22 protein-coding genes are annotated in these 24,369 nt (G+C 72.1%); 14 read left to right on the forward strand and 8 right to left on the reverse strand.

What is annotated here, in order from left to right:
* Nucleotides 1-25: 25 nt before the first annotated feature.
* On the reverse strand, nt 26-2,449 hold the full coding sequence (locus tag P1K89_RS20235) for an aldehyde dehydrogenase family protein (protein WP_284618310.1): 2,424 nt from the start codon (nt 2,447-2,449) through the stop codon (nt 26-28).
* A 534-nt stretch (nt 2,450-2,983) separates the two neighbouring features.
* On the reverse strand, nt 2,984-4,036 hold the full coding sequence (gene deoC, locus P1K89_RS20240; RefSeq protein WP_284618311.1) for a deoxyribose-phosphate aldolase: 1,053 nt from the start codon (nt 4,034-4,036) through the stop codon (nt 2,984-2,986).
* Between the two features lie 157 nt (nt 4,037-4,193).
* On the opposite strand from deoC, the gene P1K89_RS20245 reads away from it, so the two are divergent.
* From P1K89_RS20245 to P1K89_RS20300, 12 genes are all read left to right on the forward strand, one after another.
* A complete protein-coding gene (locus P1K89_RS20245) occupies nt 4,194-5,024 on the forward strand; it encodes a DeoR/GlpR family DNA-binding transcription regulator (protein ID WP_284618312.1) in 831 nt (276 codons plus the stop codon).
* Nucleotides 5,021-5,827, forward strand: a complete 807-nt coding sequence (locus tag P1K89_RS20250) for a purine-nucleoside phosphorylase (RefSeq protein WP_284618313.1) — start codon at nt 5,021-5,023, stop codon at nt 5,825-5,827. Before P1K89_RS20245 ends, P1K89_RS20250 begins: the two co-directional genes overlap by 4 nt.
* A gap of 25 nt (nt 5,828-5,852) precedes the next feature.
* Nucleotides 5,853-7,469: a bifunctional UDP-sugar hydrolase/5'-nucleotidase UshA gene (gene ushA / locus P1K89_RS20255; RefSeq protein ID WP_284618314.1), complete on the forward strand. Its 1,617-nt coding sequence runs from the start codon at nt 5,853-5,855 to the stop codon at nt 7,467-7,469.
* Nucleotides 7,470-7,479: 10 nt separating this feature from the next.
* Nucleotides 7,480-8,799: a thymidine phosphorylase gene (locus tag P1K89_RS20260; protein ID WP_439898017.1), complete on the forward strand. Its 1,320-nt coding sequence runs from the start codon at nt 7,480-7,482 to the stop codon at nt 8,797-8,799.
* Between the two features lie 172 nt (nt 8,800-8,971).
* Nucleotides 8,972-9,532: a nuclear transport factor 2 family protein gene (locus P1K89_RS20265; protein ID WP_284618316.1), complete on the forward strand. Its 561-nt coding sequence runs from the start codon at nt 8,972-8,974 to the stop codon at nt 9,530-9,532.
* Complete coding sequence (locus tag P1K89_RS20270; RefSeq protein WP_284618317.1) at nt 9,532-10,023, forward strand: (2Fe-2S)-binding protein; 492 nt, start codon at nt 9,532-9,534, stop codon at nt 10,021-10,023. Before P1K89_RS20265 ends, P1K89_RS20270 begins: the two co-directional genes overlap by 1 nt.
* A complete protein-coding gene (locus tag P1K89_RS20275; RefSeq protein ID WP_284618318.1) occupies nt 10,020-12,245 on the forward strand; it encodes a xanthine dehydrogenase family protein molybdopterin-binding subunit in 2,226 nt (741 codons plus the stop codon). Before P1K89_RS20270 ends, P1K89_RS20275 begins: the two co-directional genes overlap by 4 nt.
* 159 nt (nt 12,246-12,404) lie before the next feature.
* Complete coding sequence (locus P1K89_RS20280) at nt 12,405-12,695, forward strand: helix-turn-helix domain-containing protein (RefSeq protein WP_284618319.1); 291 nt, start codon at nt 12,405-12,407, stop codon at nt 12,693-12,695.
* Nucleotides 12,689-14,026 carry a type II toxin-antitoxin system HipA family toxin gene (locus P1K89_RS20285; protein WP_439898014.1) on the forward strand — a complete coding sequence of 446 codons (1,338 nt, stop codon included), beginning with the start codon at nt 12,689-12,691 and terminating at the stop codon, nt 14,024-14,026. The genes P1K89_RS20280 and P1K89_RS20285 overlap by 7 nt, the downstream gene beginning before the upstream one ends.
* 11 nt (nt 14,027-14,037) lie before the next feature.
* Nucleotides 14,038-14,676, forward strand: coding sequence for an MBL fold metallo-hydrolase (locus tag P1K89_RS20290; RefSeq protein WP_284618320.1), 639 nt, complete (start codon nt 14,038-14,040; stop codon nt 14,674-14,676).
* A 140-nt stretch (nt 14,677-14,816) separates the two neighbouring features.
* Nucleotides 14,817-15,560, forward strand: coding sequence for a helix-turn-helix transcriptional regulator (locus P1K89_RS20295; RefSeq protein WP_284618321.1), 744 nt, complete (start codon nt 14,817-14,819; stop codon nt 15,558-15,560).
* A gap of 113 nt (nt 15,561-15,673) precedes the next feature.
* Nucleotides 15,674-16,291 carry a Crp/Fnr family transcriptional regulator gene (locus P1K89_RS20300; protein ID WP_284618322.1) on the forward strand — a complete coding sequence of 206 codons (618 nt, stop codon included), beginning with the start codon at nt 15,674-15,676 and terminating at the stop codon, nt 16,289-16,291.
* A 66-nt stretch (nt 16,292-16,357) separates the two neighbouring features.
* Here the strand turns inward: P1K89_RS20300 and P1K89_RS20305 are convergent, their stop codons facing one another.
* Together P1K89_RS20305 and P1K89_RS20310 are read right to left on the reverse strand one after the other, a co-directional pair.
* Entirely contained in the window at nt 16,358-17,296 is a 939-nt protein-coding gene (locus tag P1K89_RS20305; RefSeq protein WP_284618323.1) for a M48 family metallopeptidase, read from the reverse strand.
* A gap of 42 nt (nt 17,297-17,338) precedes the next feature.
* On the reverse strand, nt 17,339-18,910 hold the full coding sequence (locus P1K89_RS20310) for an AmpG family muropeptide MFS transporter (protein WP_284618324.1): 1,572 nt from the start codon (nt 18,908-18,910) through the stop codon (nt 17,339-17,341).
* Nucleotides 18,911-18,965: 55 nt separating this feature from the next.
* On the opposite strand from P1K89_RS20310, the gene P1K89_RS20315 reads away from it, so the two are divergent.
* Nucleotides 18,966-19,487: a GNAT family N-acetyltransferase gene (locus P1K89_RS20315; protein WP_284618325.1), complete on the forward strand. Its 522-nt coding sequence runs from the start codon at nt 18,966-18,968 to the stop codon at nt 19,485-19,487.
* A gap of 22 nt (nt 19,488-19,509) precedes the next feature.
* On the opposite strand, the gene P1K89_RS20320 is transcribed toward P1K89_RS20315, so the two are convergent.
* The 4 genes from P1K89_RS20320 to P1K89_RS20335 all read right to left on the reverse strand — a co-directional run bounded on the left by P1K89_RS20320 (nt 19,510) and on the right by P1K89_RS20335 (nt 23,245).
* Nucleotides 19,510-21,510 (reverse strand): hypothetical protein, encoded by a 2,001-nt coding sequence (locus P1K89_RS20320; RefSeq protein ID WP_284618326.1) that lies wholly within the window; start codon nt 21,508-21,510, stop codon nt 19,510-19,512.
* A 78-nt stretch (nt 21,511-21,588) separates the two neighbouring features.
* Nucleotides 21,589-22,425, reverse strand: a complete 837-nt coding sequence (locus tag P1K89_RS20325; RefSeq protein ID WP_284618327.1) for an anti-sigma factor family protein — start codon at nt 22,423-22,425, stop codon at nt 21,589-21,591.
* Between the two features lie 13 nt (nt 22,426-22,438).
* Nucleotides 22,439-22,966, reverse strand: a complete 528-nt coding sequence (locus P1K89_RS20330; protein ID WP_284618328.1) for an RNA polymerase sigma factor — start codon at nt 22,964-22,966, stop codon at nt 22,439-22,441.
* Nucleotides 22,967-23,077: 111 nt separating this feature from the next.
* The gene (locus P1K89_RS20335; protein WP_284618329.1) at nt 23,078-23,245 is read right to left on the reverse strand and encodes a hypothetical protein; all 168 of its coding nucleotides are present in this window, start codon (nt 23,243-23,245) and stop codon (nt 23,078-23,080) included.
* Nucleotides 23,246-23,364: 119 nt separating this feature from the next.
* Here P1K89_RS20335 and P1K89_RS20340 point away from each other — a divergent pair, with 119 nt between their 5' ends.
* The gene (locus P1K89_RS20340) at nt 23,365-24,300 is read left to right on the forward strand and encodes a LysR family transcriptional regulator (protein ID WP_284618330.1); all 936 of its coding nucleotides are present in this window, start codon (nt 23,365-23,367) and stop codon (nt 24,298-24,300) included.
* The last annotated feature ends 69 nt before the right edge of the window (nt 24,301-24,369 follow it).

The raw sequence follows: 24,369 nt of genomic DNA on the forward strand, positions 1-24,369 counted from the left end.
CATTGGTTTCCGCTCCCCGGTCGGCTCACTCGCCGTAGGGAATCCAGACGTTCTTCACCTGCGTCGCATGGCGCAGCAGCACCGGGCCGGACGCGGCCCGGTCGTCGTACCAGTCGATCGCGCGGCCGTGGTCGACCAGCGTGCGCTTCAAGTTGCCGACCGACAGCTTCTCGGCCATCGTGCTCAGTTCGGCCGAGCCGAAGGCCCACAGGCCATCGACGTCGTCGTGCTCGGCCAGCGTGCGGGCCAGCGTCATTGTTTCGCCAGTGACGATGTTGAGCACCCCCGCGGGCACGTCCGAGGTTTCGAGCACCTGGTAGAAGTCGGTCGCCACCAGCGAGGCCGGGCCGCTGGGGATCAGGACGACGCGATTGCCCATCGCCATCAGCGGCGCGGCCAGGCTGATCAGCGCCAGCAGCGGGGCTTCCGGCGGGCAGACCACGCCGACCACGCCCAGCGCCTCGGGCAGCGCCAGCGCGACGCCGCGCAGCGGCGGCTGGTGCACGCGGCCTTCGTACTTGTCGGCCCAGGCGGCGGCGGTGAAACAACGTCCGATCGACGCGTCCACTTCGGCGCGGGCCTGATCGGCGCCGACGCCGGTCAGCGTCGCGATGCGGGCAGCGAACTCGCCGGCGCGCGCCGACAGGTTCTCGCCCAGGTAGTACAGCACCTGCGCGCGGTTGTGCGACGTGGCCTTGGTCCAGCCCTCGGCGCCACGCGCGGCGGCCACCGCGTTGCGGATGTCCTTGCGGTTGCCCGCGCCGACTTCGCCGGCCAGGTGGCCGTCGGCCGCGAACTGCGGCAGCGAGTGGTTGCCGTCCGGCCGCGCCTGCTTGCCGCCGATGAAGAGCTTGGCGGTGCGGTCGAGCGTCGGCATCGCGAAGACGTTGGCGGTCGAGGCGGCCGGCGCCGCGCCGAGCGCCGGACCGGCCGGCGGCGTGGCCGGCGCCGCGGCGCGCGATGGCCGCTCATCCCACGCGATGGGCTTCAGGTATTCGAAGCAGCCCTCGCGGCCGCCCTCGCGGCCGAAGCCCGATTCGCGCGTGCCGCCGAAGCCGACCGCGGCATCGAAGAGGTTGGTCGCGTTGACCCACACGACACCCGCCACCAGCTTCGGCGCGATGTCCAGCGCCAGGCCGATGTTCTCGCTCCACACGCTGGCCGACAGGCCGTAGCGGCTGTTGTTGGCCAGCAGGACCGCTTCATCGGGCGTGCGGAAGGTGCCGGTCACCAGCACCGGACCGAAGATCTCCTCGCGCGCGACGGTGGCGCCGGGCTGCACGTTGGTGATCAGCGTCGGCGGATAGAAGCAGCCGCCGGCCGGGCAGGCTTCCGCCGCGCCCGGCGCCTGGTAGACCTGGCCGCCTTCGGCCGCGGCCACGGCCACCAGCGAGCGGATGCGCTCCAGCTGTGCCGGCGCGACGATCGCGCCCATGTCGATGGCCTTGTCCAGCGGTGCGCCGACGCGCAGCGCGCCCATGCGGCGCTTCAGCTTCGCGATGAAGCGTTCGGCCACGCCTTCCTGCACCAGCAGGCGCGAGCCGGCGCAGCACACCTGGCCCTGGTTGAACCAGATCGCGTCGACGACGCCTTCGACCGCCGCATCGAGATCGGCGTCGTCGAAGACGACGAAGGGCGACTTGCCGCCCAGCTCCAGCGTCAGCGCCTTGCCCGAGCCGGCCGTGCGCTCGCGGATCAGGCGGCCGACCTCGGTCGAGCCGGTGAAGGCCAGCTTGTCGACGCCGGGGTGGTCGACCAGCAGTGCGCCGGTGGCGCCGTCGCCGGTGACGATGTTCAGCACGCCGGGCGGCAGGCCGGCCGCGGCGGCGAGCTCGGCGAACAGCAGCGCGGTCAGCGGCGTGTACTCGGCGGGCTTGAGCACCACGGTGTTGCCCAGCGCCAGCGCCGGCGCGATCTTCCACGCCAGCATCAGCAGCGGGAAGTTCCACGGAATGATCTGGCCGACGACGCCGACCGGCCGGTGGTCGGCGAACTCCGTGGCCTGCACCTGCGCCCAGCCGGCATGGTGGTAGAAGTGGCGCGCGACCAGCGGCACGTCGATGTCGCGCGATTCACGGATCGGCTTGCCGTTGTCCATGCTCTCGACCACCGCCAGCAGCCGTGCGTGCCGCTGCACCATGCGCGCCAGCGCATAGAGGTGCCGCGCCCGCACCGCGCCGCCCGCAGCCGCCCAAGGCCCCTGGGCCGCCCGCGCGGCGGCCACCGCAGCGTCGACATCGGCCTTCGACCCCTGCGCGATGCGCGCCAGCCGCTTGCCCGTCGACGGATCGTTGCTGTCGAACGCATCGGCCCGTTCGGCGCCGACCCACGCGCCGTTGATGAAATGGCCGAAGCCCTTGTCGTGGGCGGAGAGCCAGGCCTTGGCCTCGGCATTGCCCTCGGGCGCCGGCGCGTAGTCCATCGTGTCCATGTAGTGCGCGACCGTCATGTCAGTTGCTCCAGGGAATTCCGTCGCGTTCAGGACGCGTCGATTGCGAGATAGTGAAGGTCGCCTGGCGGCCCGTTGCGGGCGTTCGCCGTTGCGTGCTTGGGTGTGCACAGGATCAGGCCGGCGGGGCGCTCTGTTCCGCTCATGTCCCCCGGGCCGGGCTGCGCTGTGACGTCCCAGGTGGTGCTCGGCCGGCCCTCCTCCTTGACTTCGCTCCACAGAGCGCCCCGCCGTCCTGATCCGCCCCGCCCTGGCATCCGATCGCACGCCGCGGTAGTGCCGAAGCCAAGGACGCTGGGTGCCCGGCGTAGCGAAGTCAAGGAGGAGGGCCGGCCGGGATTGAGCCTGAGGCGTATCAGCGGCGCACGGCCCGGGGGACATGAGCGGAGCCGGGCACCCAGTGGCCTTGGCGCGCTCGGTGCTGCCATGCACAGTCCCCGCGTGCGCGCCGGCCTGATCTTGCGCGGTCTACGCACGCGGCACGTGGCGACCGACCGCAACGGGCCGAATGCGGGATTCCACATGCCACCCACGTCACGCCACCCCGTGGCGATTGAACGCGGAATAGCGTCCGGTGACGTGGTGTTCCAGCTGCCGCTCGATGTCCGCCAGCAGGCTCGACGCGCCGACGCGGAAGAGTTCCGGCTCCAGCCACGGCCGGCCGAGCTCTTCCTTCATCAACACCTGGTACTCGAGCACGTTCTTCGCGGTGCCGATGCCGCCGGCCGGCTTGTAGCCGATGCGCACGCCGGTGCGTTCCTCGTACTCGCGGATCATGCGCAGCATCACCAGCGACACTGGCAAGGTCGCGTTGACCGGCTCCTTGCCGGTGGACGTCTTGATGAAGTCGGCGCCGGCCATCATGCAGACCATCGACGCCTTCGCCACGTTGCGCAGCGTCTTCAGCTCGCCGGTGGCGAGGATGGCCTTCACATGCGCCTCGCCGCAGGCGGCGCGGAAGTCGCGCATCTCGTCGTAGAGCTTGCGCCACTGGCCGCCCAGCACATGCTCGCGGCTGATGACGATGTCGATCTCCTGCGCGCCGTCGCGCACCGAGGCTTCGATCTCCTTGAGCTTCAGCGCATGCGGATTCAGGCCGGCCGGGAAGCCGGTGGACACCGCCGCCACCGGGATGCCCGAGCCTTCGAGCGCGGCGACCGCGGTGCCGACGAAGCGGTGGTAGACGCAGACCGCACCGGTGGTGATGCGGCGGTCGGCCACGCCCAGCGCCTCGAGCAGATCACTGCGCACCGGCTGGCGCGCCTTCGCGCACAGGCGCTTCACGCGCTCGGCCGTGTCGTCGCCGGACAGCGTCGTCAGGTCGATGCAGGTGATGGCCTTCAGCAGCCACGCGGCCTGCGCGTCCTTCTTCACCGAGCGCCGGCCGGCGAGGCCGGCGATGCGGCGCTCGACCGCGGACAGGTTCACCCGCTGGTCGACGAACCAATCCGGATCGAAGGGCTGGCCGGGGTTGCGCCCGGGCGTCGCGGCGGCAGAGACCCGCGCATCCGCAGCAGGCTGCGGCAGCGCGGTGGAGGGGGCCGCGGCGGCATCGCGCAGCAGGGGTTTGGCGGAAGCGGCGTTCATGCGGCGGCCTCTTTGGAATGCACCGGGCAACCCATCGGGGGTGCTCGGGGAAAGCCCGGCAGGGGGTTCCGGCCGGCGAGGCCGGGATGTTATTCTAGAAACATTGCCCACCACAATCTGTTTTCCGCGTCACAAGCCGCGGATTGAACACCCCCCGATGTCCACGCCTTCCGGCACCGCCGCCCGCGCCGCCCGCTGGGACCGGCTGCAGCAGCTGTTCGCCCGCCGCGGCGCGCTGCCGCTGGCCGATGCGGCGGCGGCGCTGAAGGTCTCGGCGATGACGATCCGGCGTGACCTCGCGGTGCCGGGCGCGCCGCTGGCCTGCCTGGGCGGTTACGTGGTGGCCCCGCTGGCGCCGGCGCCGGCCAGGGCGGCGCCGCGCTATACGCTGGAGGCCGAGCGCGACCAGCATGCGGACGCCAAGCGCCTGGCCTGCCGCCGGGCGGCCGAGCTGGTGCAGGCCGGCGACAGCCTGTTCATCGACTGCGGCACGACGATGGCGCTGTTCGCCGAGAGCCTGCCGCCGGACATCCCGCTCAACGTCGTCTGTTATTCCCTGAACATTGCCACGCTGCTGAGCCAGCGCCCGCACACCCAGCTGATGCTGCTGGGCGGGCTGTACCACCCGTCGGCCGCCACCTTCACCGCCGACGAAGGCATCGCCTACCTGCAGCGCCTGGGCGTCGACAAGGCCTTCATCTCCGCCGCCGGCCTGCATGCCGAGCGGGGCGCGAGCTGCGCGAACTTCCACGAAGTCGCGGTCAAGCAGGCGGCGATCGCCTGTGCGGCCGAGTCGATCCTCGTCGTCGATCACAGCAAGCTCGGCCGGTTGCGGCCCGCGTTCATCGCGCCGCTGGCCGACTTCTCGCGCATCATCGTCGGCGGTGCGCCGTCGGCCGCAGCGCGCGCCGCCTTCAAGGGCGTGCCGCTGGACATCGCCGGCGCACGGGCACCGTCTTCTTCATCCCGCAGGAAAGCCATCGCATGAGTCTTCAGAACGCCATCGCCGACAGCGCCGCCCGCATCCGCGCCACCGGCCGCAGCCCTCGCCTGGCCATCGTGCTCGGCTCGGGCTGGGACGGCATCTCGTCGGCGGTCGACGATGCGGTCGACATCCCGTACGGCGAGCTGCCCGCGTTCCCCAAGCTGGCCATCGCCGGCCACGCCGGCGTGCTGCGCCTGGGCCGCCTCGGCGGTCGTGAGATCGCCCTGCTGCGCGGCCGCAAGCACACCTACGAAAGCGGCGACGCCGCGGCGATGAAAGGCGCGATCCGCACCCTGGCGGCCATCGGCTGCGGCACGATCGTGCTCACCAATGCCGCCGGCAGCCTGGACGTCGCGATGCGCCCGGGCTCGCTGATGCTGATCGGCGACCACCTGAACATCGTGCAGCGCACGCCGCTGCACGACGAGCCGGGCAGCGAACGCTTCGTCAACATGGCCGATGCCTACGACCCCGCGCTGCGCCAGCAGGCGAAGGACGCGGCCGCGGCGGCCGGCATCGCGCTGCACGAAGGTGTCTACGCATGGGTGCTGGGGCCGCAGTTCGAGACGCCGGCCGAGATCCGCATGCTGCAGCGCCTGGGCGCGCAGGCCGTGGGCATGAGCACGGTGGCCGAGACCATCTTGTGCCGGCATGCCGGGCTGAAGGTGCTGGGCCTGTCGATGCTGACCAACATGGGTTGCGGCATGGAGGCCGAGGTGCTGAGCCATGCGCACACGCTGAACACCGCCGAGGCCACGTCGCAGACGGCGACGCGCGCGCTGCAGGCGATCATTCCCGCGCTGTGAATCACATTCCTGGGAGACCGACACGATGAACACCCCTGCGATCCGGCTCGCCGCCCTGGCCCTGGCCGCGGTGCTCGCCGGCTGCGCCAGCACGCCTGCGCCGCGCGCGCCGCTGAAGCTGACCATCCTGCACACCAACGACCACCACGGCCGCTTCTGGCCGAACGCCGACGGCGAGTACGGCATGGCCGCGCGCAAGACGCTGATCGACAGGCTGCGCGCCGAGGTCAAGGCCGGCGGCGGCGAGGTGCTGCTGCTGGACGGCGGCGACGTCAACACCGGTGTGCCCGAGTCGGACCTGCAGGACGCCGAGCCCGACTTCCAGGGCATGAACCGCCTCGGCTACGACGCGATGGCGGTCGGCAACCACGAGTTCGACAAGCCGCCGGCGGTGCTGGCCAAGCAGCGTTCGTGGCTGAAGTTCCCGATGCTGGCCGCCAACATCTACAGCGACGGCCAACGTTTGTTCGAGCCCTACCGGATCTTCGAACGCGCCGGCTACCGGATCGCCGTGGTCGGCATGACCACGGTGGACACGGCGAAGATGGTGCTGCCGGCCAACATCCGCGGCATCAGCTTCACGAAGCCCGTGGACGAGGCCTCGAAGCTGGTGCCGGAGCTGCGCGCGAAGGCCGACATGGTGATCGCGGCCACGCACATGGGCCACTACACCGACGGCAACGCGGGCGTGAACGCCCCGGGCGACGTCGAGATGGCGCGCGCGGTCAAAGGCTTCGACCTGATCGTCGGCGGCCACAGCCAGAACCCCGTGTGCATGCTGGCCGAGAACAAGCGCAACGACGCCTACGTGCCTGGCACGCCCTGCGCGCCCGATCGCCAGAACGGCACCTGGATCGTGCAGGCGCACGAGTGGGGCAAGTACGTCGGCCGCGCCGACTTCGTGATCGACGGCTCGAAGGTCGAGCTGGTGAAGTACGAGCTGGTCCCGGTGAACATGAAGAAGCGTGGGCCCGACGGCAAGAAGGTGCTGGCGGCCGAGGCCATCGCCGAAGACACCGGGATGAAGGCCTTCCTGCAGCCCTTCCAGGCCAACGGCCAGGCCCGGCTGTCGGTGCCGGTCGGCTCGTCCGACGGCGTGCTCGACGGCGACCGCGACCGCGTGCGCAAGCAGCCGACCAACCTGGGCACCTTGATCGCCCGCGCGATGATGGACAGGACCGGCGCCGACCTCGCGCTGATCAACTCCGGCGGCGTGCGCGACTCGATTCCCGCCGGCTCGATCAGCTACCGCGACGTGCTGAAGGTGCAGCCCTTCGGCAATACCGTGGCCGTGGTGCAGATGAAGGGCGACGAGCTGCTCAACTTCCTGAAGGCCGCCGCGAAGATGACGCCCGGCGCCGGCGCGTTCCCGCAGACCGCCGGCGTGCGCATGGTGATCGAGGCGAACGAGCTGAAGGACGTGCGCATCGGTGGCCAGCCCGTGGATCCGCAGCGCAGCTACCGCCTGGCCGTCACCAACTTCACCGCCAGCGGCGGCGACGGTTATCCGAAGCTCAACAACCATCCGGGCTACGTCGACTCGGGCTTCAACGACGCCGACGTGCTCAAGGCCTACATCGCCGCGCGCAGCCCGCTGAAGGTGGCGGACTACGAGCCGGGCGACATGGTGACGAGGCGCTAGAGCGATGACGATGCTTGCGGTCCAGGTCATCCAGACCAAGCGCGACGGTGGCCAGCTGTCGCCCGACGAGATCCAGGCCTTCGTCGACGGTGTCGCGAAGGACACCTGGAGCGAAGGCCAGGTCGCCGCGATGGCGATGGCGATCTTCCTGCGCGGCATGCAGCGCGACGAGATCGTCGCGCTGACGCGCGCGATGCTGCATTCGGGCGACGTGATGCGCTGGGAGGGCGCGAGCGCGCTGCCCGGCCCGGTGCTCGACAAACACTCCACCGGCGGCGTCGGCGACAAGGTCAGCCTGATGCTGGCGCCGATCATCGCGGTCTGCGGCGGCGTGGTGCCGATGGTCTCCGGCCGCGGCCTCGGCCACACAGGCGGCACGCTCGACAAGCTGGAGGCCATTCCCGGCTACCGCATCGACCCGCCGCCGGACGAGCTGCTGCGCATCCTGCGCGAGGTCGGCTGCGCGATCGTCGGCGCGTCGGCGCGCATCGCCCCGGCGGATCGCCGGCTCTACGGCATCCGCGACGTCACCGGCACCGTCGAATCGATCCCGCTGATCACCGCCAGCATCCTGAGCAAGAAGCTCTCGGCGGGGCTGCAGTCGCTGGTCATCGACGTCAAGGTGGGCAACGGCGCGTTCGCCGATTCGTTGCCGATGGCCCAGGCGCTGGCGACCAGCCTGGTGCAGGTGGCGCAGGCCGCGGGGCTGCCGACCGAAGCGCTGCTGACGGACATGAACCAGACGCTCGGCTTCACCGCGGGCAATGCGCTGGAGCTGGTCGAGACGCTGGACTTCCTCGACGGCACGGCGCAGGAGCCGCGGCTGCTGGAGGTGACCCTGCAGCTGGCCGCGCGCATGTTGCGGCTGGCGGGCCTGCAGCCGACGCACGACGCGGCGTACGCCGCGGCCAGGGACGCGCTCACCAGCGGCCGTGCGGCCGAACGCTTCGCGCGCATGGTCGCCGCGCTGGGCGGCCCGGCCGATGTCTTCGCCGCCGGCCGTGCGCTGCCGCCGGCACCGGTGCAGCGCGACTTCGGCGCACCGCGCGACGGCGTGCTGGCGGCGATGAATACACGCGCCATCGGCCACGCCATCGTCGCGCTCGGCGGCGGACGGCGTCGCGCCAGCGACGTGATCGATGCGCGCGTCGGCTTCAGCCACTGCCGGCCGCTCGGCACGGTCTTGAAGGCCGGCGAGCCGCTGCTGCGCATCCACGCAGCCAGCGATGCGGCGGCGGACGAGGCGGCGGCAACGCTGGCGCGCTGCCTGACGATCGCCGACAGCGCGCCGGCCTTGTCGCCGGTGATCGTCGAAGCGATCACCGGGTAAGCCGTCGCGCACCCCCGTCCGGGTGAACCCGGGCGGGCTGGCGGACGGCCGCCACGCGGACCGCCACTCGCGCCCCGTTTCCCGTGCCCCGTCGCAGCGCGCTTCGCGCCGCGGCGCCGGCTGCCTATCGTGCGCGGCTTGGCAGACCCGCGCCGGCTCCGGCGCCCGCACGATGCAGCTCCTCACCTTGTTCCACCGCGGTACCCTGTGCTGCGGCCTCGCCGCCCTCGGCCTGGCGGTCGCCAGCGCGTTCGCGCAGCAGCCCAGCGCCCCGGCCGGCGGACCCGCTGTCGGCCCCGGTGTCGGCCTCGCTGCCGGCCCCGCCGTGGGCGTCATGCAGGCCGGCGGCCCCGCGCAGCCCTCTGCACAACCCGAGGCCGAGATCCAGGCGCTGCTGCAGCGCCATGCGCGCGCCTGGTACGAAGGCAACAGCGCCTTGATGGCCTCGACGATCCATCCGCACTACCAGCGCCAGCAGCTGAAGCACACGGCCAACCAGCCGGACGCGATGGAGGGCAGCACCGGCCTTGCGCTGCTCGACCAGACCGACCGCGGGTTCGGCCGCAACACCGAGCCGTCGGCGCGCAAGGCCGAGGTCAGCGCGCTGCAGGTGCAGGGCAGCCTGGCGAGCGCCGTGCTGCAGTTCAACGACCGCAGCGAACGGCTGCAGCTGGTGCGCTGGAACAACCAGTGGCGCGTACTGCATGCGGTCAGCGAAGCCGGGGCGCGCTGATGAGGTTCACGCTGACCATCAACCAGCGGCCGCAGGCGATCGACGCCGATCCGCAGATGCCACTGCTGTGGGCGCTGCGCGACCACCTGGGCCTGACCGGCACCAAGTACGGCTGCGGCCAGGGCCTGTGCGGCGCCTGCACCGTGCACCTGGACGGGCAGCCGGCGCGCAGCTGTCAGACGCCGGTGTCGGCGGTCGGCCAGCGCCGCATCACGACCATCGAAGGCCTGTCGCGCGACGGCGAGCACCCGGTGCAGCAGGCCTGGCGCGCGCTGCGCGTGCCGCAGTGCGGCTACTGCCAGGGCGGCCAGATGATGGCCTGCGCGGCGCTGCTGCGCACGACGCCGCAGCCCAGCGCCGAGCAGGTGGCCGACGCGCTCGCCGGCCACATCTGCCGCTGCGGCACCTACGGCCGCATCAAGCAGGCGGTGCAGCTGGCGGCGAGCCTGCAGGCGAAGCTCGATGCCAACACGTCAAAGGTGCGGCCATGAGCAGCCGTGACATTCCGGGCGCCGTCCTGCGCCGCCGCAGCCTGTTGCTGGCCGGCGCCGGCAGCGTCGGTGCGCTGGTGCTGCCGCTGCGCCTGGCGGCGCAGCCCGCCGGCACCGGGGGAGCCGCTTCCGCCTTCGAGCCCAACGCCTTCATCCGCATCACGCCGGACGACCGCGTCGTGCTGACCAGCCACCGTGCCGAGATGGGCCAGGGCACGCGCACCGCGCTGGCGATGATCCTCTGCGACGAGCTCGACGCCGACTGGTCGCGCGTGACGGTGCAGCGGGCCGACGGCGATGCGCGCTACGGCGACCAGAACACCGTCGGCGACGCGACCCTGATCGTCAGCTGGGAGCCGCTGCGCCAGGCCGCCGCCGCGGCGCGCACGATGCTCGTGCAGGCCGCCGCGGCACAGTGGAAGCTCGCGCCCGAGGCGCTGCGCACCGGGGCCGGCCGCGTATCGACGAAGGACGGCACGAAGTCCGCGCGCTACGGCGAGCTGGTGCGCGCGGCCGCGAAGCTGCCGGTGCCGTCATCGCCGACGCTGAAGGCCGCCGCCGACTACACGCTGATCGGCAGGCCGACGCCCGGCGTCGACCTGCGCGCGCAGACCACCGGCGCGATGGTCTACGGCCTCGACGTGCGCCGGCCCGGCATGCGCTACGCGGTGGTCGCGCGGGCGCCGCTGCCGGGCGTGACGCTCAAGCAGATCGACGACCGCGCCGCCCGGGCCGTGGCCGGCGTCGAGCACGTCTTTGCGCTCGACGCGGTGTTCCGCGCCGAAGGCTCGACCGATGCCGGCGTGGCGGTGGTCGCGCGCGACAGCTGGGCCTGCCTGCAGGCGCGGCGCGCGCTGCAGATCGAATGGAACGTGCCCGCCACGCCTGACAGCGCGGCGATCCGCCAACGCCTGGAAGACGCGGCCAGCGGCAGCGGCACGGTCTACCGCAGCAACGGTGATCTCGATGCGGCCAAGGCGAGCGCCGGCGCGGTGACCGTCGCGCGCCGCTACTACACGCCGCTGCTGACGCACGCACCGCTGGAGCCGCCGAACTGCACGGCCGACGTGCGCGCCGACCGCTGCGAGGTCTGGGCACCGACGCAGAACCCCGGCGAGGCGCGCGAGCGCATCGCCGAGGAACTGAAGCTGCCGATCGAGCGCGTCACGGTGCATGTGGCCGATATCGGCGGCGGCTTCGGCCGCAAGTCGATGCACGATTTCGTGTTGGAGGCGGTGCGGGTGAGCCGCCGCATCGGCGCACCGGTGAAACTCTTCTGGAGCCGCGAGGACGACCTGCGTCACGGCTTCTACCGCAGCCCCTGCGTGCAGGTGATCGAGGCGGGCGCCGGGTCGTCGGGCGAGCCGCTCTACTGGCGCCACCACACCGCGCACGGCTCGCAGCGGCCGACCTCCGAGGACGTCGCGCCGCGCGAGCTGCAGATGGGCGAGCTGCTCGGCGGCGCGTCGCGGCTGCCCTATGCGTTCCCGCATGTCCGCATCGAGGGCACGCATGTCGACATGCCGTTGCGGCGCGCGTGGATGCGCGGCGTGCAGAACGCCTTCCATGCGTTCGCGGTGGAAAGTGCGCTCGACGAGCTGGCGGTGAAGGCCGGCCAGGACCCGCTGGCATGGCGCCTCGCACAGCTCCAGCCGGCACGCCGCACGCAGTTCCTGCGCACGCGCGTATCGACCGAGTTCTGGTTCGACTCCGGGCGCCTGGCCGGTGTGATCCGCCGCGTCGCCGAGCTCGCGAACTGGTCGGCGCCGCTGCCGGCGACGGGTCCGTCACGCGGCCGCGGCTTCGCTGCGCACGTGCAGAGCGGCACCTATGTCGCGATGGTCGCGGAGGTTTCGCGCCGCGGCGACAGCCTGCACGTCGAGCGCATCTGCTGCGCGGTCGACTGCGGCCGCGTGATCAACCCCGACTCGGCACGCGCGCAGGTCGAGGGCGCGACGATCTACGGCATGTCGTCGTGCCTGTACGGCGCGATCACGCTCGAAAGCGGCACGGTCGCGCAGAGCAACTTCCATGACTATCCGGTCGCGCGCTTCGCCGACCGGCCGCGCTTCGAGATCGCCTTCGTCGACAGCAGCGCCTCGCCGACCGGCCTCGGCGAGCCCTGCGTGCCACTGGTCGCGCCGGCGATCGCCAACGCCGTCGCGCATGCCGGCTGGGGCCGGCTGACCGAGTGGCCGCTGAAGCTGGCGGCGGCCGTCTGAGCGGGCCGATGCTCGCGACCCACGGTCAGCCTCAGAACAAGACAGGGCTTGTATTTTGTTGAAACAAGCCTGGGCTTTTAATTCTTACGAACAAGCTGTGGCTTTTACGATGCAAGAAACAAGTCCAGGCCTGTACCATGGCAGCCGCCGGAGCACGCCATGGACTATCCCGTCAAGACGACTGCGCAGCTGCGTCCCCAGCTGCAAGCTCTACGCAAGAAGCGTGGCCTGACGCAGGCCCAGCTCGGCCAGGCGCTGGGCGTCACGCAGGCGCGCATCGTCGAGATCGAGGCGGCACCTGCCAGCGTGAGCCTGCAGCAGATCATGCAGGTGCTGAGCGTGCTCGGTGCCGGCCTCGTCATCCGCGACGACGAGCCACCCGCCCCCGGCCCGGCGCCCAGCGTCCGAGGCAGCCGACGCGCCACGGGTGGCAAGCGGGGCAGTTGGTGAGCGCACGCCTGGGCGCCTGGATGAACGGCGAGTTCGTCGGCACCTGGGCGGTCGATCGCGCCAGCCACCGCTTCGTCTACGACCCCGCCTGGCTGCAGTCGCCGCGCCGGCGTGCGCTGTCGCTGTCGCTGCCGATCACCGCGACCCGCGAGATCCGCGGCGAGGTCGTCGCCAACTACTTCGACAACCTGCTGCCGGACAACCAGAAGATTCGCGAACGGGTCGCCCGGCGCTACAGGGCCCGATCCACCGATGCGTTCGCATTGCTGCAGGCGATCGGCCGCGACTGCGTCGGCGCCGTGCAGCTGCTGCCGGACGGCCAGGCGCCGCAGGGCTGGGACCGCATCGAGCGCAAGCCGCTGACCGAAGCACAGGTTGCCGACATCCTCCGCGCCGTGCCGTCCGAGGTGGTGCTGGGCCAGCACGGCGACGATGACCTGCTCCGCATCTCTCTGGCCGGCGCACAGGAGAAGACCGCGCTGCTGTACAGCCGCAAGCGCTGGTACCGGCCGCAAGGCGCGACGCCGACGACCCACATCCTCAAGCTGCCCCTCGGCCTGGTCGGTGGCTCCAGGCGCATCGACCTGGCGGACTCCGTCGAGAACGAGTGGCTTTGCGCGCGCATCCTTCACCACCTGGACCTGCCCGTCGCGGAGACCGAGATCGCCCTCTTCGAGGACCAGAAAGTCCTGGCAGTGCGGCGCTTCGACCGTTCCTGGCAACGGTCCGTCGACGGTGGCGAATGGATTGCGCGCCTGCCCCAGGAGGACTTCTGCCAGGCCATGGGCTACCCGCCCGACAAGAAATACGAGAGTCACGGCGGTCCCGGCATGGCAGAGTGCCTGCGGCTGCTGCAGGGCAGCGCGGATCCGGACGACCGCGAAACCTTCGCGATCACCCAGCTGACGTTCTGGCTGCTGGCGGCCACCGACGGGCACGCCAAGAACTTCTCGATCTTCCTGGAAGCCGGCGATGCGTTCATCACGACGCCGCTGTACGACGTGATCTCCGCATGGCCCTACATCGGAGATCGCGGCGACCAGATCCGCTGGCGCAAGGCCGCGCTCGCGATGGCGCTGCGCGCGAAGAACGCGCACTACGCGCTGCACACGGTCCATGCCCGACACTGGCAGACCCTCGCGATGCGCAGCGGCGGCACCACCGTCTGGCGTCGCATGCTGCGTCACGTCGAGGCGGTCGAAACCGCGCTGGCCGGGGTGGAATCCGAGCTGCCCGATGGCTTTCCACCCCACACCTGGGATGCGATTTCAAAGGGCATGCGCCGGCAGGTCCAGCACTTCATGGCCGGCACCACCGAACTCAAAGCCTGATCCGAGCACCCATGCTGCGCTACCACACCGTCCCCGTCACCGCCTTCCAGCAGAACTGCTCCATCGTGTGGTGCGACGAGACGATGGAAGCCGCGGTGATCGATCCCGGCGGCGAGCTGCCCCGGCTGCGCGCCGAGTGCGCGCGGCTGGGCGTGACGCTCAAGCAGATCCTGCTGACCCATGCCCACATCGACCATGCCGGCGCCACCGGCACGCTGGCGCGCGAGGACGGGCTGCCCATCGTCGGGCCGCATCCGGACGACCGCTTCTGGATCGATGCGCTGCCGCGGCAGTCGCAGATGTTCCGCTTCCCGCCGGCCGAGGCCTTCCTGCCCGACCGCTGGCTGGACGACGGCGACACGGTGCAGGTCGGCCGCTGCACGCTGGCCGTGCGCCACTGCCCCGGCCACACGCCCGGCCACGTGGTGTTCCACAGCGCCGAGGCGAAGCGGGCCTTCGTCGGCGACGTGCTCTTCGCCGGCAGCATCGGCCGCACCGACTTCCCCGGCGGCGACCACGCCACGCTGATCGCCAGCATCACCGGACGGCTGTGGCCGATGGGCGACGATACGGTCTTCATCCCCGGTCACGGGCCGGAGAGCAGCTTCGGCCAGGAGCGGCGCAGCAACCCCTACGTCGGCGGCACCTGAGGCTTGTCCAGCCAGCGCTGCACCGCCGGCAGGTGAATAGATCACTGCCCGGCGCGGGCACGACTGCCTAGTCTTGCGGCCGTGCTCGCGCCGTCGGTGCGGATTTCCGCCCGACCCGGCGCGAGGCGTAGGAGAACCCCATGCTCGACGCCTTCGACCTGACCGGCCTGTCCAGTTCTGCACGCAGCCCGGCCTTCGCCTTCGACCCTGCGCCGCTGCCGCCGGCGCGCCGACTGCTGCAGATGGTCGATGAACTCGACTACGGCATCCTGCTGCTCAACGACGACGGCCAGGTCTGCCAGGCCAACCGTGCCGCGCGGCGCGAGCTCGACGACAGCCATCCGCTGCAGCTGCACGGCAACGAGCTGCGTCCGCGCCATGCCCATGACCTGCTGCCGCTGCGCGACGCCCTGACCAGCGCCGCGCAGCGCGGCCTGCGCCGGCTGCTGTGCCTGGGCGACGACGAGCTGCGCGTGACGTTGGCCGTGGTGCCGCTGGCGGCCCTGCCCGGCGAGGCCGGCCGCTGCGTGATGCTGGTGCTGGGCAAGCGCCAGATCTGCGAAGAGCTCACCGTCGAGTGGTTCGCGCGCGCCTACGGGCTGACGCTGGCCGAGACCGCGGTCGTCAAGGGCCTGTGCGCCGACCTCACGCCCAACGAGATCGCGGTGCGCCAGGGTGTCGGCCTGGCGACGATCCGCACGCAGATCGGCAGCATCCGCGCGAAGACCCGCTCGCCGAGCATCCGTGCGCTGGTGCGCCAGGTGGCGATGCTGCCGCCGCTGGTCAGCGCGCTGCAGGGCCTGGCGCCGCTGCCGGTGCCGGCACGCGCGCGGCCGGCCGCCGGCGCCCGCACCGCCGAGCCGCGCACGGCGCTGGCGGCCTGAGCGCCCGCCCGGACCGGCCGCCCCCCCGAGAGCGCCCCGAGCGCAAGGAGCGCGCCGGCGCGGTGCATTAGCATCGCGCCGTGCCGCCGCTTCCGTCCAACGACCTGCCCCCGATGAGCGATGCGCTCACCGCGCTGGCCACGCGCGGCGAGGTGCGGCGCTATCGCCGCGGCACCGTGCTCATCCACGAGGGCGACATCGGCGAGACGATCTTCATCATCATCTCCGGCCGGCTGCGCGCGTACAGCGTCGGCGACAACGAGCGCGAGATCACCTACGGCGTCTACGGCCCCGGCGAGTACCTGGGCGAGATGAGCCTGGACGGCGGCCGGCGCTCGGCCAGCGTGATCACGCTCGAAGCCTGCACCTGCGCGGTGATCACGCGGCGCACGCTGGAGGCCTTCATCGCCGAGCAGCCGGCCTTCGCCTTCGAGCTGCTGGCCAAGGTGATACGCCGGGCGCGCGCCGCGACGCTGAGCGCGCGCCAGATGGCGCTGAACGACGTCTACGGCCGGCTGAAGCAGCTGCTGGAGTCGCTGGCGCCGACACCCGACGGCAACGGCCGGCGCGTGCTGCAGGAACGGCTCACGCACCAGGAGATCGCCAACCGGCTCGGCTGCTCGCGCGAGATGGTCAGCCGGCTGGTGAAGGACCTGCAGCGCGGCGGCTTCGTCGAGGCGCTCGGCGCCGGCGGCCTGGCGATCGCACGATCGCTGCCCGCGAAGTGGTGACAGCCGCCGCGCCCGTGGCCTGACGGCGGACTGCGCGCCAGCCGCTGGCGGCGCGGGCTGCAGCGGCTACTGCCTGGCGGCGGCGGGCGCCGGCGGGCCGAAATGCTGCGCCGGCTTCGGCGCCTGCTGGAACACCGGCTCGACCCGCGGCATGCGCGCCTCGATCTCGGCGATTCGCGCCTCCCCCGACGGGTGCGTCGACAGCCATTGCGGCGGCGCGCCCTTGCTCGCCGACATCATCTTCTGCCACAGCGAGACGCCGGCGCGCGGGTTGTAGCCGGCATGCGCGGCCATCCACAGGCCCAGCGCATCGGCTTCCGATTCGTCGTCGCGCGAGAAGCGCAGCGTCAGCAGCTGGCCGCCCATGTCGGCCACCGCGCGGCCGGCATTGCCCAGGCCGAACAGCGCCGCGCCGATCTCGATCGCGCCGCGCGTGGCCATGGTCTTGCCCATGCGCTCGCGCGCGTGCTCGAGCAGCGCATGCGCGACCTCGTGGCCCATGATCATCGCCACCTCGTCGTCGCTGAGCTGCAGGCGCTGCAGGATGCCGTAGTAGAAGGCGATCTTGCCGCCCGGCATGCAGAAGGCATTGAGCTCGTTCGAGCCGATCAGGTTGACTTCCCACTTCCAGTCGGCCGAGCGCGGGTTGCAGTTCTTCGTGAACGGCACGATGCGCTCGGCGATGTAGCGCAGGCGCTTGACCTGCGGGTGCTCCACCGGGCCCAGTGCGCGCTGGTTGCCGGCCTGCGTGAGCATCTGGCGGTACTGCTGCCCGGCGGCCTTCTCGATCTGCTCGGCCGACACCACCTTCGTGAAGCCTGAGCGCTTGCATTCGGCGGAGATGTCCTGCGCCAGCACGCCGGGGGCGGCCCCGGCCAGCACGCCGGCGCCGAGCAGCGCGCCACCCAGCCGGCGCCGCGCGTGCAGCGTGCAGCGGCAGTCGCGCGCATGCTCGGCGAGCGGCGGCAGGGGGACGGTGGCGTCGACGTGGAAGCGTTCACTCATGGCGCTGCGATCCTACGCGTTGCGGGCAAGTTCAATCGTCGTTCAGTCGTCTTCCGGCGGACGGCCCGGCACGACCTCCAGCGCCCGCACCGAGGCGCGCATCGCCCAGAGCATCCACAACGCCGGCAGCGCGAGCACCGTCGACACGATGAAGAAGCTCGGCCAGCCGATCGATTCGGCCAGCACGCCGGCCAGCGGCCCGACCCAGACGCGGCCGACCGACGCGAAGGCCGACAGCAGCGCGAATTGCGTCGCGGTGAAGCGCTGCTGCGTCAGGCTCATCAGGAAGGCGAGGAAGGCCGCCGTGCCCATGCCGCCGGACAGGTTCTCGAACACGACGACCATCAGCAGCGCGCCGTCGACCTCGGTCGGCTGCTTCAGCGTGACGATCACCCAGTCGAAGGCCGGCATCGTCATCGCCCCGAGGCTGCCCTTGCCCTGCGCCGCCAGCCACCAGAAGCCCAGGTTGCTCGCCGCCTGCAGCACGCCGAAGACCATCAGCGCGCGCCAGAGACCGAGCTTGAGCATCAGCAGGCCGCCCAGCAGTGCACCGCCGATCGTCAGCCACAGGCCGATCACCTTGTTGACGACGCCGACCTCGGCCGAGCTGAAGGCCATCGCCTTCAGCAGGAACGGCGTCATCAGCGCGCCGGCGAAGGCATCGCCGAGCTTGTAGAGCACGATGAACAGCAGGAAGGCGGCGGCGCCGCGCTGCGAGAAGTAGCCGGCCAGGCCGCCCAGCAGCGTCTCGAAGCGCGCGCGCTTCGCGGCCCATGCGGCCAGCGGCAGCGTGAAGCCGATGCCCAGCAGCAGCGCCAGCAGGTCGACCCAGCGCGCCTTCAGGTTCGGCGCGAGCGCACTGCCCTCGAGCCACGGCCCGAGCAGCACGCCGGCCAGCGGCGTCAGCCCATGCAGCGTGACGAGGTAGCCGACCGTCGCCGCGGCCATCACCGCGGCGAAGCCGATCAGGTCGTGGCGGGCGATCGACGGCAAGCCGTCGGGCAGGGGCAGCTTCGGCAGCGCGATCGCCGAGAACAGCGCCGCGCCGACCATCAGCCCCGCCATCAGCCGGTAGACCTCGGGCCACGTCCAGCCGCTGCCGGTGACCGCATCGGTCCAGATCAGCGCGACGCCCCCGGACAGGATCATCGCCAGCCGATAGCCCATCACCTTCAACGACGAGCCGAGGCCGCGTTCGGCCGGCGGCAGCAGGTCGGTGGTGAAGGCGTCGATCACCACGTCCTGCGAGGCCGAGACGAAGGCGATCGCCAGCGCCAGCAGCGCGAACAGCTGCAGCGCGTTCTTCGCCGGCGTCGCGGCGAGCAGCCACAGCAGCGCGGCCAGCACCAGCTGCGTCAGCACCAGCCAGCCGCGGCGCCGACCCCAGCGCGGCAGCAGCTCGAAGCGGTCCATCAGCGGCGCCCACAGGAACTTGAAGGTGTAGGGCAGGCCGACGAGGCTCAGGAAACCGATGGTCGCGATGTCCAGGCCTTCGATGGACAGCCAGGCCTGCAGCGCCTGGCCAGTGAGCGCCAGCGGCAGCCCCGAGGCGAAGCCGAGCACGGCGGTGACGAAGATGCGGTAGCTCGCGGCGAGACGCGGGTGGTCGGGCATGGGGTGCCATGGTACGGGGGCTCGTACGGGGGCGTGCAGGGCGAGAATCGCGCGCATGAAGCTGATCGACTGCACCGAGGACGCGCATGCCGGGGCGATCCTGGCGATCTTCAACGAGGCCATCGCCAACTCGACCGCGCTGTACGACTACCGCCCGCGTGCGCCGGAATCGATGGCGCCGTGGTTCGCGACGAAGCGCAGCAACGGCTTCCCGGTGATCGGCGCGGTCGACGAGCACGGCACCTTGCTCGGCTTCGCGAGCTATGGCACGTTCCGCGCCTGGCCGGCCTACAAGTACACGGTGGAGCACTCGATCTACATCCACCACGCGCAGCGCGGCCGCGGCCTGGGGCGCGTGCTGCTGCAGGCCCTCGTCGAAGCCGCGCAGACGCGCGACGTGCACACGATGGTCGGCGGCATCGATGCGCAGAACAGCGCCAGCATCGCGCTGCACCAGCGCCTGGGCTTCACGCACGCCGGCACGATCCGCGAGGCGGGCTTCAAGTTCGGGCGCTGGCTGGATCTCGCGTTCTACCAGCGCACGCTGCCGACGCCCCGGGCGCCGGTCGACGGCTGAAGGCCACGCTGCCGCGCCCGGCTCAAGGCGCGCTGCTCTTCGTCAGCCAGACCAGCCACGCCGGTTCGGCCGCCACGCCGGGCAGCGTCGTCGTCGGCTGGGCGAGCACCGTCAGGCCGCTGCCGCGCAGGTCGAGGCCGATCAGCTCCAGCACCGTCGCGACGCCCCCGTCCTGCGTATTCACCAGCGCCGGCACGCGCCGCTGGTAGCCGGTGCGCGGGCTCTCCAGCGAGAACGTCTCGGACCAGGTCCGGCTGCCGTAGGTGGCATCGCGAACGAAGAGCCCCGCGGCGGCATCGACGCCGGCGATGCGCGCCGACGCGTCGTTCGGCGTGGTGGGCCGCAGCTGGCCGTTGACGCCCAGTTCGCGGTAGGCGCGCTGGCTGTTGAATGCCGGCATCTCCGCACCGCGGTGCCGCGACGCGAGGCCCAGGTGCCCGCCCATCGCCAGCAGCATTTCGCCATTGCCGGCCCGGTAGGCGAAGGTGCGCACCGCGGTGTCGGGCCTGCCGAGCATCGACGTGAAGCCGCCGCCCGCGTCGCTCACCAGGCCCATCGCCGCGAACTGGGCCGACCCGGTGGCCACGCAGTCGGCCACGCTGCGGCCCGCTTCCTTGCCGCAATAGGTGTGCTGCGTGACCCGGCCGGCGTTGTCCAGCGTCCAGGAAGCCGCGTGCAGCGCACCGTCGCCCGCCGTCGGCTGCACGAACAGGCTGTTCCAGCCGCCGGCCAGCTCGGCGGCGCCGATCGCCTGCTCGGGGAAGCCCACCAGCAACCGCGTGCTGCCGTCGCCCTTGCGCTGCGTGCCGACGAGCACGCCGGCGTCGCCGACGTCGAGGCGCTGGTCCCCGGGCAGCAGGAAGCCGCAGCGACCGCTGGCCTGCAGCGCGAACTCCTGGCCGGCGCCGTCGGTGATCCGCAGCGTGCGGGCGTCGACCGTCCAGCGCTCGGTGGGTTGCGCGATGTCGCCGAAGACCACGCGGTAGGCGCCGCTGCGCAGCGCGGCGCACTGGTCGGCCGACGGCTGCAGCAGCAGCGCATCGGGCAGCGACGGCACGCCGGACGATCGCGCGGCCGCCGTGGTGCGCGTGATCGCGTCGTTCAGCCGCGCCTGGCCGATGGCGCCGGCCTGCATGCGGGTGGCGAGCGTGCGCAGGGCCTGCTCGTGCGCGCCCGCGGCGCCGGGCTCGAGCGCGCCGGCGAGGAAGTCGATGCCGCCGAAGTCGGCCCCGGCGCTGCGCAAGGTCTGCACGACGGCGACGCTCGACAGCCCGGCGTTCGCGTTCGTCACGACGGCCGCGCGCGTCGCGGCATCGGCCTCGAACAGCGCCGCCGGGGCCGCGCCGGCGGTCGACACGGCGCTCGCCGAGCCGCCTCCGAGGTGGGCCAGGATGGCCTCGGTCATCGGCGTGAGGTTCGCCGTGCGGCGCACGCCGCTGCCACTGCCGGGCGCCACCCCGTGCAGCGTGGTCGTCGCGGTGCGCGCGCGCAGCACGCAGGGCAGGCTCGCCGCGTCGAGGGCGATCGAGTAGCGCCCCTGCGCGTTGCTGGAGGTCGTCGCGCTCGCGGCGCCGCAGCGCACGTCCACCGTGGCGCCGGCCAGCGCATCAGGTGCCGCGACGACGCCGTCCAGGCAGACCTGGCCGAGCACCTCGCAGCGGAAGCCCTGCACCGGCCCGAAGCCTTGCAGCACGCCGCCGGTGAACGGGCCCAGCCCGTAGGCGCTGCCGTCCGCTTCGCCCAGATAGTTGCCTGTGGCCGGGTAGAAGCGGATCGTGTAGAGGCGGCCCTCGTGGCTGACGGTCTGGTTCTGGGGCCCCGCCGGGAACAGGCTCGGGTAGGTTCGTTCAGCCCAGTCGAAGAGGGCCGAGGTCGCGATCGGCTCGGTCGAGTCCAGCGCCGCCCGGCGCGTGGCGGCGTCCGCCGGCGCGGCCGACGACTGCGGCGACCCGCCGCCGCCGCATCCCGCCAGACCCAGCACGGCCGCCAGCGCGGCGGTCGCCGCGCGCTTTCCCACACCCATCGCGCCACTCCTGTTCGTTGCGCGGCGCATTCTGAGCGCGCGGGCAGGGCGGCCGGTATCCGCTTGTGTGGGATGTATTCAGGTGCCCGGCCGCGGCCGCGAGGCCGGCAACTCGGACTCGATCTGGCTGTACGCGGCCTGTGCCAGCGCCAGCAGGCGTTCACGCGGCAGCTTGCCGACCAGCGCGCAGCCGAAGCCTTCTTCGGCCCAGAAGAACATGTCGAGCTCGCCTTCGCGCTGGAAGCGGAATGCGGTGTGGGTGCCCGGCTCCGGGCGGCGCAGGTAGACGGTGATCCGCTCGCCGGCGGCGTTCTGGTACATCAGCTGCGCGCTCGGGCCCGCCAGGTCCGGCAGCAGCCGGCCGCCGACGAGCTCGAAGCCGTGCGCGCGCAGGTCGAACAGCTTGACCGGCATCTGCAGCCGCTTGCCGAGCCAGCGCGCCAGGTGCTCCTCCTGCGCCCGTTGCGCGGCGACGTCGCCCTGCGTGACGTCGACCTCGACCGGGTGGCGGACCTCCGGCGCGTAGACCGCGTGCGCCACCGCGGCCCGCTGCGTCCAGCCGGGCAGCGCGCGCGGCGCGTCGCTCAGCGTCGTCATCGACGGCTTCAGCAGCCAGGTGGCGGCCGAGCCGATCAGGCCGCCGCCGAGCATCAGGGCCGCGACCATCGCCGCCTGCAGCCAGCGGCTGCGCCCCCGGCCGGATTCCTGCACCAGCCGCTGCAGCGCGGCGGGCACCGGCTCGTCGGCCAGCGGGCCGAAGCGGGCGCGCAGCGCGCTGCGGTCGGCGGCCCACAGTCGCACCCGCGCGGCGTCGTCGGGATGCTCCTGCAGCCAGGCATCGACCGCGGCCTTCGTCGCATCGTCGAGCTCGCCGTCGAGCCAGGCGGACAGTTGGTCGTCGTCGGGGCGGTTCATTGTCTTGCTCTGGTCAGACCACCCGCCGCAGCGTGCGCACCGGCGCCGCGCCCGCGTCGAGCCACTCGCGCAGGGCCGCCCGGGCCCGCGAGACGCGGGACATCACGGTGCCGATCGGGATGCCGAGCGCCTCGGCGCATTCAGCGTAGGTCAGCTGCTCGACGCTGACGAGCAGCAGCGGCTCGCGCTGCTCCGGCGTCAGCCGCGCCAGCGCAGCGCCGAGGTCCAGCCGCAGGCCGACGTCGACGCCGGGATCGCTGCTGATGGCTTCCTGCTGCGCCTGCAGCCGGGCGGGCTCGAGCACGGACAGCCGCGCGTCGCGCCGGCGGGCATCGAGGAAGGCGTTGTGGGCGATCGACAGCAGCCACAGCAGCATGTCGCGGCGCTGGTCGAACTGGTGCCAGTGTGCGAGCGCGCGTTCCAGCGTCGTCTGCACCAGGTCGTCGGCGCCTGCGGGCTCGAAGACCAGCGAACGCGCGTAGCGCCGCAGCCGCGGGATCGCGGCGAGCAGTTGCTGGCGGAAGCAGTCGGGCGCGTGCACCGAAGGGATACGGCGGCAGGAGCCGCATTATTCCGATGGGCAGCGTCCGGCGGGGAACCGGCCGCGGCGAGCGACCGGTGCATGGGTGCGCGCGAACGGCGCGCCGCCGCCTCAGCGCGCCAGGAACAACCGGCGCAATGCGACGCGGCAGGCCGCCCAGCCTTGCGCCGGCGGCGCGGCGGGCGGCGTGGCCGGCGTCCAGCGCTGCAGCAGGCGCAGCGGCGGCGGGTTGTCGGTGGCCGCGGCAGTGGCGATGCCGGGGGGCAGCCGCATGTCCATCGGGTTTCTCCCAGGTTTGGAGCGTTCCGCGGACTTTAGGACCGTCCATCTGTGCACACAACGCCGAGCTGCGCACGAGGAATCTGCAAACTTGCAGCCTCTCATTGGATACTCGTGGGATGGACGAACTCGATTGGAGCGACCTGCGCTACGCGCTGGCGGTGGGCTCGGCGGGCGGGCTGGCGTCGGCGGCGCGCCAGCTGGGCGTCAACCACACCACGGTGCTGCGCCGCCTGGACGCCTTGGAGCAACGGCTGGGCGCGCGATTGTTCGAACGCACGCGAAGTGGTTACCAACCCACCGAGGCTGGTGCGCTGGTGCTGGACCAGGCCCGGCGCATGGCCGACCGGGCCGAGGAGATCGAGCGCCAGGTGCTCGGCCGCGACCGCACGCTGACCGGCCTGCTGCGGGTGACGACCGCCTTCGTCGTGATGGAGCACCTGCTGCCGCAGCCCCTGGCCGACTTCGCGCGCAGCTACCCCGGCATCGAGGTCGAGGTGGTCGAGAACGCGGTGCTGGTCGACCTGTCGCGCCGGCGCTCGACCGACGACCCGAACGCCTGGGTGCGGCGCGAGGCCGACGTCGCGGTGCGGCTGTCGGCCCACGTGGCCGAGCACCTCGTCGGCCGGCCGCTCGGCATGACGCAGTGCCGGGTCTACGCGAAGCGCGGCGCGCCCGGGCTGCCGCAGGGCGTCGAGCCGCTGGCGCACCTGCTGAAGGAGGTGCCGTGGGTGGCCTTCGAGCGCGACACACAGAGCCGCGTCTACGACCAGTGGATGAAGCGCCAGCTGGCGCAGGCCAAGGTGCGGCTGCGGGTGGACATCTTCAACGCCGTCGCCGCGGTGCTGCACACGGGTCTCGGCGTCGGGTTGCTGCCGACCTTCATGGAGCCGCGCCATCCGGAGCTGGTCGCGGTGTCCGACCCCATCCCCGAGCTCGCGGTGCCGGTGTGGATGCTGACGCACCCGGACCTGCGGCAGACGGCGCGGGTCCGGGCCTTCATGCAGGAGGTCGGCGACGGCATCGCCGCGCGATTGGAGCCGATGCAGGCTTGACCCACCCCGGAGCGGCTGCGCCGCCTCCCCTCAAGGGGCGCCGCCAGCGGCCCGGCAGAGCCGGTTCCG

Source organism: Aquabacterium humicola, assembly GCF_030167915.1.
Classification (GTDB): domain Bacteria; phylum Pseudomonadota; class Gammaproteobacteria; order Burkholderiales; family Burkholderiaceae_C; genus Pseudaquabacterium; species Pseudaquabacterium humicola.

Excerpts from the sequence above, each read along its gene's own strand:
- P1K89_RS20235 (WP_284618310.1), bottom strand. The coding sequence starts at position 2,449 with ATGACGGTCGCGCACTACATGGACACGATGGACTACGCGCCGGCGCCC.
- deoC (WP_284618311.1), bottom strand. The coding sequence starts at position 4,036 with ATGAACGCCGCTTCCGCCAAACCCCTGCTGCGCGATGCCGCCGCGGCC.
- P1K89_RS20245 (WP_284618312.1), top strand. The coding sequence starts at position 4,194 with ATGTCCACGCCTTCCGGCACCGCCGCCCGCGCCGCCCGCTGGGACCGG.
- P1K89_RS20250 (WP_284618313.1), top strand. The coding sequence starts at position 5,021 with ATGAGTCTTCAGAACGCCATCGCCGACAGCGCCGCCCGCATCCGCGCC.
- ushA (WP_284618314.1), top strand. The coding sequence starts at position 5,853 with ATGAACACCCCTGCGATCCGGCTCGCCGCCCTGGCCCTGGCCGCGGTG.
- P1K89_RS20260 (WP_439898017.1), top strand. The coding sequence starts at position 7,480 with ATGCTTGCGGTCCAGGTCATCCAGACCAAGCGCGACGGTGGCCAGCTG.
- P1K89_RS20265 (WP_284618316.1), top strand. The coding sequence starts at position 8,972 with ATGCAGCTCCTCACCTTGTTCCACCGCGGTACCCTGTGCTGCGGCCTC.
- P1K89_RS20270 (WP_284618317.1), top strand. The coding sequence starts at position 9,532 with ATGAGGTTCACGCTGACCATCAACCAGCGGCCGCAGGCGATCGACGCC.
- P1K89_RS20275 (WP_284618318.1), top strand. The coding sequence starts at position 10,020 with ATGAGCAGCCGTGACATTCCGGGCGCCGTCCTGCGCCGCCGCAGCCTG.
- P1K89_RS20280 (WP_284618319.1), top strand. The coding sequence starts at position 12,405 with ATGGACTATCCCGTCAAGACGACTGCGCAGCTGCGTCCCCAGCTGCAA.
- P1K89_RS20290 (WP_284618320.1), top strand. The coding sequence starts at position 14,038 with ATGCTGCGCTACCACACCGTCCCCGTCACCGCCTTCCAGCAGAACTGC.
- P1K89_RS20295 (WP_284618321.1), top strand. The coding sequence starts at position 14,817 with ATGCTCGACGCCTTCGACCTGACCGGCCTGTCCAGTTCTGCACGCAGC.
- P1K89_RS20300 (WP_284618322.1), top strand. The coding sequence starts at position 15,674 with ATGAGCGATGCGCTCACCGCGCTGGCCACGCGCGGCGAGGTGCGGCGC.
- P1K89_RS20305 (WP_284618323.1), bottom strand. The coding sequence starts at position 17,296 with ATGAGTGAACGCTTCCACGTCGACGCCACCGTCCCCCTGCCGCCGCTC.
- P1K89_RS20310 (WP_284618324.1), bottom strand. The coding sequence starts at position 18,910 with ATGCCCGACCACCCGCGTCTCGCCGCGAGCTACCGCATCTTCGTCACC.
- P1K89_RS20315 (WP_284618325.1), top strand. The coding sequence starts at position 18,966 with ATGAAGCTGATCGACTGCACCGAGGACGCGCATGCCGGGGCGATCCTG.
- P1K89_RS20320 (WP_284618326.1), bottom strand. The coding sequence starts at position 21,510 with ATGGGTGTGGGAAAGCGCGCGGCGACCGCCGCGCTGGCGGCCGTGCTG.
- P1K89_RS20325 (WP_284618327.1), bottom strand. The coding sequence starts at position 22,425 with ATGAACCGCCCCGACGACGACCAACTGTCCGCCTGGCTCGACGGCGAG.
- P1K89_RS20335 (WP_284618329.1), bottom strand. The coding sequence starts at position 23,245 with ATGGACATGCGGCTGCCCCCCGGCATCGCCACTGCCGCGGCCACCGAC.
- P1K89_RS20340 (WP_284618330.1), top strand. The coding sequence starts at position 23,365 with ATGGACGAACTCGATTGGAGCGACCTGCGCTACGCGCTGGCGGTGGGC.